Genomic DNA, 10016 nt, shown 5'->3' on the forward strand with positions numbered 1-10016 from the left:
CTCGGCCGCGGTGCGGCCGTGCGGGTCGATCGCGCCGGCACGGATCGACGCGATGTACTCCTCCGCATCGAGCCCGCGCCACGCATCCATGCAGGCATGCAACCACGCACCACTGACACGCGAACACGCAGGGAGGGGGCTGTGGAGACCCGCTGCTGCGAGAGCGGAGGGGCGTCCGAGTCAGAGGAAGACGGCGCCGCGCACCTTGTGGCCCGTCGCGATCGACTCGCCCGACGTGCTCGAGCGCGGCGAGACGAGGAAGGCGACGAGGTCGGCGATCTGCTGCGGCGACGACTCGCCGGGCTTCCCCGCGGGCACCTCGGAGCTCGGAGCGTCGGTCACGGGTCCCGGGTTGACGACGTTGACCGCCACGCCCGTGCCGGCGACCTCGTCGGCGAGGTTCTTCGCGGCGATCGTGAGCGCCGCGTTCCGCACCGAGCCCGTGATGTTCCCGGTCAGGAGCGCGTTCTGGCCGCTGATGCCGACGATCCGGCCGAAGCCCGCCTCGCGCATCGACGGGATCACCGCGTTGGCGACGCGCAGGAACGCCATGGCCTTGCCCTCGACCGCCTCGGCGACCTGCACGGGGTCGCTGAGTCGCGACTGGTCGAGCGTCTGCGCTGCGGGCGCGGCGGTGACGACCACCGCATCCAGTCGTCCGTGCTCGTCGAGGACGCGCCCGAGAGCGCGCTCGATCGAGTCGGTGTCGGATGCGTCGAGCACGACGTCTGCGCCGTCGCCCCGGGCGGCGGTGACGACAGTCGCGCCCTCGGCGCGGAGCGTGTCGGCGACTGCGGTGCCGATGAGGCCGGTGCCGCCCACGACGAGGGCGACGCGATCGGAGAGCTGGAGGTCCATGCGTCGACGCTACCGGGACGCCCACGCGGTGCTCAGGTGGCGCGCGTACGGTCGCCGGCAACCGATGCGCGGGCGCCGGCCCGCCGAGAGGAGGGACGATGCACCACGGTCGAGAGGACGAGCACGCAGGGCACGACCAGCACGGCGGGGGAGCGTCTGCCGGGGCTGGCGACATGACGGCCCACGTCGCCGAGCTCGAGCGGTGCGCGGCCGCGTGCCGGGAGTGCGCGCGAGCCGACCGCGAGGAGGGCATGGACGACTGCGCGGCGATGTGCGAGTCGTGCGCTGAGCTGTGCGAGGCGGCCGCCGGCATCCTCCGGCGCGGCGCGCTGCCGGCGTCGGCCAGCTCGGCGCTCATGGCGGCGTGCGCGGCGATGTGCCGGGCGTGCGCCGAGGAGTGCCGCCGCCACGACGCCGACCACTGCCGGGCGTGCGCCGAGGCGTGCGAGCGGTGCGCGGAGCACTGCGAGGCAGCGGCCTGAAGGCCGCCGGAGTCGCCCGAGACGAGACAGGGCCCGCGCCGTGATGGCGCGGGCCCTGCTGCTCGTGGGCGATACCAGACTCGAACTGATGACCTCTTCCGTGTGAAGGAAGCGCGCTACCAACTGCGCCAATCGCCCGTGCCGCGGGAGCGGGATCGCACCGTGCGGACCGGAACAGTCTGCCACATCCGGCGGGTCGCCGCCGACCAGACGCGGCCGGGTCGACACGGCGCGCCTCGATTTGGCATCGCGCCGAGCGGCTGGGTATAGTCGTCCAAGGCGCTCAGCGATGAGCCCCGCGGATGTGGCGCAGTGGTAGCGCATCACCTTGCCAAGGTGAGGGTCGCGAGTTCGAATCTCGTCATCCGCTCGAGAGCAATCTCATGAGAGCGAATCTCACACCACCTGGTGGGGTGGCCGAGTGGTGAGGCAGCGGCCTGCAAAGCCGTCTACGCGGGTTCGAATCCCGTCTCCACCTCGAGTCCCCATCTAGGGCGATTGGCGCAGCGGTAGCGCGCTTCCCTGACACGGAAGAGGTCACTGGTTCGAACCCAGTATCGCCCACGAGAGCGAAGGGCCCCGGCGACAGTCGGGGCCCTTCGTCGTTCCCACCGGCTGGCTCTTGGGGCCGTTCGCAGCTCCTGGCCCGCACCCCAAGCCGTTCCCGAGCACTGCCCCAGGTTCGTGCCCGTCCCATCGCGCGCGGCCCGCGCCGCGGCCATGATGACGCCACGGCGACGCCGCACCCGGCGACGCGCCCGCATCGACGATCCCGCGGGGAGGTGCCGGCATGGACGAGGAGCGGACTGGCCGAGGCGGCTGGTGGAGGCTGAGCGATCCGCTCGGCTGGCGAGCGATCACCCGGGAGCGAGCCTCGCTCACCCTCCTGCTCATGCTGCTGGGCGCCATCCTCTACCTCGTCGTGCGGCACCTGCGCGCGATCGGCGATGAGGAGGGTTCGCTGCACTTCCTCGACACGCCGCTCGGCTACCCGGAGGCGTTCCAGACGCTGCAGTGGCTGTGGGCGCTCGGCCTCGTCGTGCTCATCGCCGCGGGGCTCCGCCGGTGGGCGTTCGCGGCCCTCGTGCCGCTCCTCGCGTTCCTGCTGATCACCGACACGTTCGAGCTGCACGAGCGCTTCGGGCGCCAGCTCGCCGAGGCGATCCCGCTCGCGCCGATGCTCGGGCTCCGCGCGCGCGACGTCGGGGAGCTGATCGTCTTCGCCGGAGCCGCGGTCGTCACGATCCCGATCGCGCTCGTCGGCATGCGGCTCGCGCGCCGGGCGGACCGGCCCCACTTCCTGCGCGTGTTCGCGATCCTCGCGCTCGTGCTGCTCTTCGGCGTGGCCCTCGACATGGTCCACATCCTGCTCATCGAGGACGCGGGACCCGGCGACGCGCTCGGACTGCTCGAGGACGGCGGAGAGATGGTCGGCGCCTCGCTGCTCGTCGCCTACCTGTTCTGGGTCTGGCTGACGCGCGCGAGCGGGCCCGAGGAGCCCGTCGGCCGCGCGAGAGCGAGCGCCGAACCGGTGATGTCCGACTGACCGGGCGTACGGCGGGCCGTCAGCCGCCGCCGGGGCCCTGGCCAGCATGCGGCGCTAGCGTGCCCGCGTGAACGCGCCGGGTCCTGCCACGCCGACGCCGACGGCGATCGTCCTCGGCGACGGATTCGCGCGCGAGCTCCCGGAGCTCGCCGTGCCGTGGCGCGCGACGGAGCCGCCGGACCCGCGAGCCCTCGTCGTGAACGAGCCGCTCGCCGAGGAGCTGGGCCTCGATCCGGCGTTCCTGCGCAAGGGCGAAGGCGTCCGCCTCCTCGTCGGCACCGCCGTGCCCGACGGGGCGACGCCGGTCGCGCAGGCCTACGCGGGCCACCAGTTCGGCGCCTACTCGCCGCTGCTCGGCGACGGGCGCGCGCTGCTGCTGGGCGAGCTCGTCGACGCGCACGGCTCGCCGCGCGATCTGCACCTCAAGGGGTCGGGGCCGACACCCTTCGCCCGTGGCGGCGACGGGCTCGCCGCAGTCGGGCCGATGCTCCGCGAGCACGTCGTCAGCGAGGCGATGCACGCGCTCGGGGTCCCGACGACCCGCTCGCTCGCCGTCGTCGCGACCGGCCGCTTCGTCCGCCGGGACGAGTGGCTCCCCGGCGCCGTGCTCGCGCGGATCGCGAGCAGCCACCTGCGCGTCGGCACGTTCCAGCTCGCGCGCTCCATGGGCGATGTCGCGCTGCTGCGGCGCCTCGCCGACCACGCGATCCGCCGCCACCATCCCGCCGCGGCCGACGCGGCGCATCCGCACCTCGCCCTGTACGAAGCGGTCGTCTCCGCGCAAGCGGCGCTCGTGGCGCAGTGGATGCTCGTCGGCTTCGTGCACGGCGTCATGAACACCGACAACATGACGATCTCGGGCGAGACCATCGACTACGGGCCGTGCGCCTTCATGGAGGCGCACGACCCGGCGACCGTGTTCAGCTCGATCGACCACAGCGGGCGCTACGCGTACGGGCAGCAGCCGGCGATCGCCGAGTGGAACCTCGCCCGCCTCGCCGAGGCGATGCTGCCGCTGCTCGCCGACGACCAGGAGGAGGCGCTGCGCCTCGCGGTCGGCGCGCTCGAGTCGTTCGCGGGGGAGTACCGGGCCGCGTGGGCACGAGGCATGCGCGCCAAGCTCGGGCTCCCCGGCGGCGTCGACGACGCGACCGCCGCCGCGCTCGCCACCGAGCTCGTGGCCGTGCTCGAGGCGCAGCGCGTCGACCACACCTCCTTCTTCCGGGGCCTGGCCGACGTCGCTCGCGGCGAAGGCGCCCCCACCCGCGACCGCTTCGCAGATCCGGCCGCCTTCGACGAGTGGGCGAAGCGGTGGCTCGCGCTCGACCCCGACCCCGCGGCGATGGATCGCGCGAACCCCGCCTACATCCCGCGCAACCACCTGGTCGAGGAGGCCCTCGCGGCCGCGACCGAGGGCGACCTCGCGCCGCTCGAGCGCCTGCTGGACGCGGTGCGGAGCCCGTGCGAGGAGCGACCCGGGCTCGAGCGCTACGCGGCGCCGGGCCCCGACCGGAGCTTCCGCGCCTACTGCACGTACTGCGGCACCTGAGCCGCGCCGGCCGCAGGCCGGTCGACGACGAGCCGAGAGCGTGCGGCCGCCTACGATGGTCGGGTGACCACCGGATTCGACCTCTTCACCGATCGTGCCGTCGTCGCCATGCGCGTCGACGGGGAGCTGCAGGACCTCGCGCGCGAGGTGACCGGCACGCAGACGGTCGAGCCGGTGACGATCGACAGCCCCGACGGGCTCGACATCCTGCGCCATTCGGCCGCGCACGTGCTCGCGCAGGCCGTGCAGCGCGTCAACCCCGAGGCGCGGCTGGGCATCGGCCCGCCCGTGCAGGACGGCTTCTACTACGACTTCGACGTCGACCAGGCGTTCTCGAGCGACGACCTCAAGGCGCTGCAGAAGGAGATGGAGCGCATCGTCAAGGCCGGGCAGCGCTTCGTGCGCCGCGTCGTGACCGACGACGAGGCGCGCGCCGAGCTCGCCGACGAGCCGTACAAGCTCGAGCTCATCGGCCTCAAGGGCGGCGCCGACAAGGCCGCCGAGGGCGCGTCCGTCGAGGTCGGCGCCGGCGAGCTCACGATCTACGACAACGTCGACCCGAAGACGGGGGAGGTGGCCTGGAAGGACCTGTGCCGCGGCCCGCACCTGCCGTCGACGCGCCTCATCGGCAACGGCTTCGCGCTCACCCGAGTCGCCGGCGCCTACTGGCGCGGCAAGACCGACCTGCCGCAGCTGCAGCGCATCTACGGCACCGCGTGGCCGTCGAAGGACGAGCTGCGCGCCTACCAGCAGCGCCTCGAGGAGGCCGCGAAGCGCGACCACCGCAAGCTCGGCCGCGAGCTCGACCTCTTCTCGTTCCCCGACGAGATCGGCTCGGGCCTGTCGGTCTGGCACCCGCGCGGCGCCATCGCGCGCGGCGAGATGGAGCAGCACGCGCGCCGCCGCCACATCGAGCAGGGCTACAGCTACGTCTACACGCCGCACATCACGAAGCGCGACCTCTTCGTCACCTCCAACCACCTCGTGACCTACGGCGAGGGCATGTGGCCGCCCATCCACATGGACGAGGAGCGCGACGAGGCGGGCAACGTCACGAAGCAGGGCGTCGACTACTACCTGAAGCCCATGAACTGCCCGATGCACATCCTCATCTACAAGGACCGCTCGCGCAGCTACCGCGACCTGCCCCTGCGGCTCGCCGAGAACGGCACCGTCTACCGCAACGAGCTCTCGGGCGCGCTCCACGGCCTCACGCGCGTGCGCGGCTTCACGCAGGACGACGCGCACCTGTTCGTCACCCCCGAGCAGCTCGAGGAGGAGACCACGAAGGTCCTCGAGTTCGTGCTGTCGCTGCTCCAGGACTTCGGCCTCACCGACTTCCGCCTCGAGCTGTCGATGCGCGACGACGAGAAGGAGAAGTGGATCGGCGACGAGGCCGTCTGGGCGACGGCGACGGATGCGCTGCGTCGCGTCGCGCGCGCATCCGGGCTCGAGGTCGTGGAGGAGCCGGGCGAGGCCGCCTTCTACGGGCCGAAGATCGACCTGAAGGTGACCGACGCGATCGGGCGCTCGTGGCAGCTCTCGACCGTGCAGCTCGACTTCAACCTGCCCGAGCGCTTCGAGCTCGAGTACACCGCGGCCGACGGCTCGAAGCAGCGCCCGATCATGATCCACCGCGCGCTGTTCGGCTCGATCGAGCGGTTCTTCGCGATCCTGCTCGAGCACTACGCGGGCGCGTTTCCCGTGTGGCTCGCGCCCGTGCAGGTCGTCGGGGTCCCGGTCGCCGAGGACTACGCCGACTACCTGGAGGGCATCGCGCAGCAGCTCCGCGCGAAGGGCGTGCGCGTCGAGGTCGACCGCTCCGACGAGCGGATGCAGAAGAAGATCCGCACCCACACGCTCATGAAGGTGCCCTTCCAGCTCATCGCGGGCGGGCAGGACCGCGACGCCGGCAGCGTCTCGTTCCGCTTCCGGGACGGCACGCAGGACAACGGCGTGCCCGTCGACGAGGCGATCCGCCGCATCGTGGAGGCGATCGAGACGAAGGCGGTCGTATGAGCGACGAGCCGCGCGATCGCGACGAGCCCGCCGAGCGGGCCGCGCTGCACCGCGACGAGCTCCCGCCGTTCGCTCCGGCGGAGGCTCCCGAGGAGCCGCTCGTCGCCGAGCACGCGTGGGGCGCGCCCACGCAGATGTCGAGCGAGCTGCCCGGCGTGCCCGACCACTTCCAGCGCCTGTGGACGCCGTACCGGATGGTGTACATCCAGAACGGCCAGATGCCGGACGAGCACGCGTGCCCGTTCTGCCGCGCGCCCGAGCTGAGCGACGACCAGGGGCTCATCGTGCACCGGGGCGAGACGTGCTTCGTGCTGCTGAACCTCTACCCGTACAACACCGGCCACCTCATGGTCTGCCCGTACCGCCACGTCGGCATGTACGACCAGGCGACGACCGACGAGGTCGCCGAGATGGCCGTCCTGACCCAGACGGCGATGCGCGTGCTCTCGCAGGTCACGCGCTGTCAGGGCTTCAACATCGGCATGAACCAGGGCCGCATCGCGGGCGCCGGCATCGCCGACCACCTCCACCAGCACATCATCCCCAGATGGTCGCTGGACTCGAACTTCTTCCCGATCATCGCGAAGACGAAGGCGCTGCCCATCCTCCTGGAGGACATGCGCCAGGACATCCAGACCGCCTGGCCGGCGTGACCGCCGCGCGAGGCAGAGAGCAAGCAGGATCATGACCGAGACCACCACCGGATCGGCCCGCGTCAAGCGCGGGCTCGCCGAGATGCTGAAGGGCGGCGTCATCATGGACGTCGTCACTCCCGAGCAGGCCCGCATCGCCGAGGACGCCGGCGCCGTCGCCGTCATGGCGCTCGAGCGCGTGCCCGCCGACATCCGCGCGCAGGGCGGGGTCGCCCGCATGTCGGACCCCGACCTCATCGACGCGATCAAGGCGGAGGTCTCGATCCCCGTGATGGCGAAGGCGCGCATCGGGCACTTCGTCGAGGCGCAGGTGCTCGAGGCGCTCGAGGTCGACTACATCGACGAGTCCGAGGTGCTGAGCCCCGCCGACTACGTGAACCACATCGACAAGTGGCCGTTCACGGTGCCGTTCGTGTGCGGCGCGACCAACCTCGGCGAGGCGCTGCGGCGCATCACCGAGGGCGCGGCCATGATCCGCTCGAAGGGCGAGGCCGGCACGGGCGACGTCTCGGAGGCGACCAAGCACATCCGCACCATCAACCAGGAGATCCGCCGCCTGTCGTCGCTGTCCAAGGACGAGCTCTTCGTCGCCGCGAAGGAGCTGCAGGCGCCGTACGAGCTCGTCGCCGAGGTCGCGGAGGCCGGGCGACTGCCGGTCGTGCTCTTCGTCGCCGGCGGCGTCGCGACGCCGGCCGACGCGGCGATGATGATGCAGCTCGGCGCTGACGGCGTGTTCGTCGGCTCGGGCATCTTCAAGTCGGGCGACCCGGAGCGCCGCGCGGCCGCGATCGTGAAGGCGACCGCCGCGTTCGACGACGCGAAGGCGATCGCGGATGCGTCGCGGGGCCTCGGCGAGGCGATGGTCGGCATCAACGTGGCCGACCTCCCCGCACCGCACCGGCTCGCCGAGCGCGGCTGGTGACCGTCGGCGCGAGCGCGCCGCGCGTCGGCGTGCTCGCCCTGCAGGGCGACGTGCGGGAGCACGCGGCGATGCTCGGTGCGCTCGGCGCCGAGGTGTCGCTCGTGCGCACGCCGGCGCAGCTCGCGGCCGTCGACGCGCTCGTGCTGCCCGGCGGCGAGTCGAGCGTGATCGACCGGCTCGCGCGCCAGTTCGAGGTGCGCGAGCCGATCATCGCGCGCATCCAGGCGGGCATGCCGGTGCTCGGCACGTGCGCGGGGCTGATCCTGCTCGCCGACCGGATCCTCGACGGTCTGCCCACGCAGCTGCCGTTCGGCGGGCTCGACGTCGACGTGCGGCGGAACGCCTTCGGCAGCCAGGTCGACTCCTTCGAGACGGCGCTCGAGGTGCCGGCGCTCGGGGAGGAGCCCGTGCGGGCGACCTTCATCCGCGCGCCGGTCGTCGAGCGGGTCGGTGCGGGCGTGGAGGTGCTCGCAGCGGTCGACGACCGAGTGGTCGCCGTCGAGCAGGGCGCGCTGCTCGGCATCGCCTTCCACCCGGAGGTGAGCGGCGAGCAGCGGTTCCACCGCCGCTTCCTCGAGCGCGTGCGCCGTGTCAGCGGTGGGTGATCGGATGCTGCGGTGACCGCTGCTGCCGTCGATGCACCACCGCGAGGGCTCGCCCGCGCGCCGTGGCAGGTGCTCTGGATCTCGCTCGCCGTCATCTGGGGCTCATCGTTCCTGCTCATGAAGCTCGGGCTCGAGGCCCTGCACCCCATGCAGATCGCGACGCTGCGGATCGCGGTCGCGGCCGTCACGCTCGTGCTGCTCGCCGCGGCGATGCGCGTGCAGCTCCCTCGCGACGCGCGCACGTGGGGCCTCCTCGCCGTCTGCTCGCTCTTCCTCACCGCGTTGCCGTTCACCGCGTTCGTCGTCGCCGAGACCCGCATCTCGTCGAGCCTCGCAGGGCTCGGCAACGCGGCGACGCCGATCGCGACGGTGCTGTTCGCGCTGCTGCTGCTGCCGAGCGACCGGCTCACCCCGCGCAAGCTCGCCGCCGTGCTGCTCGGACTCGTCGGCGTCGTGCTCATCGCGCAGCCGTGGACGTCGGAGGCCGGGCCCGACCTCGTGGGCTTCCTCATCGCGGTCGGCGGTGCCGCGTCGTACGGCGTCGGGTGGACGCTCAACCGCCGGCTGCTCGCGCATCGCGAGGTGCCGGGTCTCGCGCAGCCGACCGCGCTCATGGTGACCGGCCTGCCGATGGTGCTCCTCGCCCTGCTCCTCTGGAGCTCGATCGAGGGCTGGTCCCCGCTCGGATCGCACGATCCCGGCGCGCTGCCGCTCGCGCTCCTCGCGACCGCCGCGCTCGGCGTGGTCGGGACGGGGCTCGCCTACGTGCTGCAGTTCGAGGTCGTGCGAGCGGTCGGCCCGACGGTCGCGGCGACCGTCACCTACCTCATCCCGGTCGTCGCGGTCGGGCTCGGGGTGCTCGTCCTCGGCGAGCGGCTCGGCGTGTGGGAGGTCGTCGGCGCCGCGGTCGTGATCGGGGCCGGCATCCTCGTCGGCCAGCGGCCGAAGGCGCGCGTCGCGGCGGTGTGAGCGGGCGCGCTGGTTCAATCGACCCGTGCAGCTCTACTCCAGCCGTCCCGCGGCCGCGCTCGGCCAGGTCGTGGCCGATCTCGCCGCCGTGGCGACCGTCGTCGTCGCCGTGTGGATCTCCGAGCAGGTGGCCGCGGCCATCCGCTCGCTCGGCGGCTTCGGGCGGCAGATCGAGGATGCGGGGAGCGGCTTCGCGACGACGCTCGCGGACGCCGGGACGGCGCTCGAGCAGGTCCCGCTCGTGGGCGAGGGCATCGCCGTCCCGTTCCGGGACGCGGCCGGCTCGGCCGGCGAGCTCGCCGCTGCGGGCGTCGCGCTCACGAGCGGCGTCGAGGCGCTCGCCACCGCCGTCGGCACCGCGCTGTGGCTCCTGCCGACCCTGCTCGTCGCGCTCGTCTGGCTCGTGCCGCGCG

At 72.8% G+C, this 10016-nt stretch carries 9 protein-coding genes, 4 tRNA genes and 1 pseudogene; 12 read left to right on the forward strand and 2 right to left on the reverse strand.

Annotated elements, in window-relative coordinates; all coding sequences use genetic code 11:
• Positions 1-180: 180 nt before the first annotated feature.
• Positions 181-858, reverse strand: coding sequence for an SDR family NAD(P)-dependent oxidoreductase (locus NWP09_RS09075; RefSeq protein WP_258275197.1), 678 nt, complete (start codon positions 856-858; stop codon positions 181-183).
• A gap of 98 nt (positions 859-956) precedes the next feature.
• Here NWP09_RS09075 and NWP09_RS09080 point away from each other — a divergent pair, with 98 nt between their 5' ends.
• Positions 957-1340, forward strand: coding sequence for a four-helix bundle copper-binding protein (locus NWP09_RS09080; protein WP_258275198.1), 384 nt, complete (start codon positions 957-959; stop codon positions 1338-1340).
• Between the two features lie 65 nt (positions 1341-1405).
• On the opposite strand, the gene NWP09_RS09085 is transcribed toward NWP09_RS09080, so the two are convergent.
• Positions 1406-1478, reverse strand: a tRNA-Val gene (locus NWP09_RS09085).
• Positions 1479-1638: 160 nt separating this feature from the next.
• On the opposite strand from NWP09_RS09085, the gene NWP09_RS09090 reads away from it, so the two are divergent.
• The 11 genes and pseudogenes from NWP09_RS09090 to NWP09_RS09140 all read left to right on the forward strand — a co-directional run.
• A tRNA-Gly gene (locus NWP09_RS09090) sits at positions 1639-1710 on the forward strand.
• A 37-nt stretch (positions 1711-1747) separates the two neighbouring features.
• A tRNA-Cys gene (locus NWP09_RS09095) sits at positions 1748-1818 on the forward strand.
• A gap of 14 nt (positions 1819-1832) precedes the next feature.
• Positions 1833-1904, forward strand: a tRNA-Val gene (locus NWP09_RS09100).
• 226 nt (positions 1905-2130) lie between these two features.
• On the forward strand, positions 2131-2886 hold the full coding sequence (locus tag NWP09_RS09105) for a hypothetical protein (protein WP_258275199.1): 756 nt from the start codon (positions 2131-2133) through the stop codon (positions 2884-2886).
• Positions 2887-2953: 67 nt separating this feature from the next.
• Positions 2954-4435, forward strand: a complete 1482-nt coding sequence (locus NWP09_RS09110) for a YdiU family protein (protein ID WP_258275200.1) — start codon at positions 2954-2956, stop codon at positions 4433-4435.
• Between the two features lie 108 nt (positions 4436-4543).
• Complete coding sequence (gene thrS / locus NWP09_RS09115; RefSeq protein WP_258275203.1) at positions 4544-6454, forward strand: threonine--tRNA ligase; 1911 nt, start codon at positions 4544-4546, stop codon at positions 6452-6454.
• Positions 6455-6588: 134 nt separating this feature from the next.
• Positions 6589-7107, forward strand: a complete 519-nt coding sequence (locus NWP09_RS09120) for an HIT domain-containing protein (RefSeq protein WP_258275204.1) — start codon at positions 6589-6591, stop codon at positions 7105-7107.
• A 31-nt stretch (positions 7108-7138) separates the two neighbouring features.
• Positions 7139-8029, forward strand: coding sequence for a pyridoxal 5'-phosphate synthase lyase subunit PdxS (gene pdxS, locus NWP09_RS09125; RefSeq protein ID WP_258275201.1), 891 nt, complete (start codon positions 7139-7141; stop codon positions 8027-8029).
• Positions 8023-8634: a pyridoxal 5'-phosphate synthase glutaminase subunit PdxT gene (pdxT, locus tag NWP09_RS09130; RefSeq protein WP_258275205.1), complete on the forward strand. Its 612-nt coding sequence runs from the start codon at positions 8023-8025 to the stop codon at positions 8632-8634. The genes pdxS and pdxT overlap by 7 nt, the downstream gene beginning before the upstream one ends.
• Positions 8635-8646: 12 nt before the next feature.
• Positions 8647-9603, forward strand: a complete 957-nt coding sequence (locus NWP09_RS09135; RefSeq protein WP_258275202.1) for a DMT family transporter — start codon at positions 8647-8649, stop codon at positions 9601-9603.
• Between the two features lie 25 nt (positions 9604-9628).
• Positions 9629-10016, forward strand: a pseudogene (locus NWP09_RS09140) (hypothetical protein); the annotation flags it as partial.

The sequence above is a fragment of the Agrococcus sp. HG114 genome (assembly GCF_024723325.1).
GTDB lineage: Bacteria > Actinomycetota > Actinomycetes > Actinomycetales > Microbacteriaceae > Agrococcus.

Excerpts from the sequence above, each read along its gene's own strand:
- NWP09_RS09120 (WP_258275204.1), top strand. The coding sequence starts at position 6,589 with ATGTCGAGCGAGCTGCCCGGCGTGCCCGACCACTTCCAGCGCCTGTGG.
- pdxS (WP_258275201.1), top strand. The coding sequence starts at position 7,139 with ATGACCGAGACCACCACCGGATCGGCCCGCGTCAAGCGCGGGCTCGCC.
- thrS (WP_258275203.1), top strand. The coding sequence starts at position 4,544 with ATGCGCGTCGACGGGGAGCTGCAGGACCTCGCGCGCGAGGTGACCGGC.
- NWP09_RS09105 (WP_258275199.1), top strand. The coding sequence starts at position 2,131 with ATGGACGAGGAGCGGACTGGCCGAGGCGGCTGGTGGAGGCTGAGCGAT.
- NWP09_RS09075 (WP_258275197.1), bottom strand. The coding sequence starts at position 858 with ATGGACCTCCAGCTCTCCGATCGCGTCGCCCTCGTCGTGGGCGGCACC.
- NWP09_RS09080 (WP_258275198.1), top strand. The coding sequence starts at position 957 with ATGCACCACGGTCGAGAGGACGAGCACGCAGGGCACGACCAGCACGGC.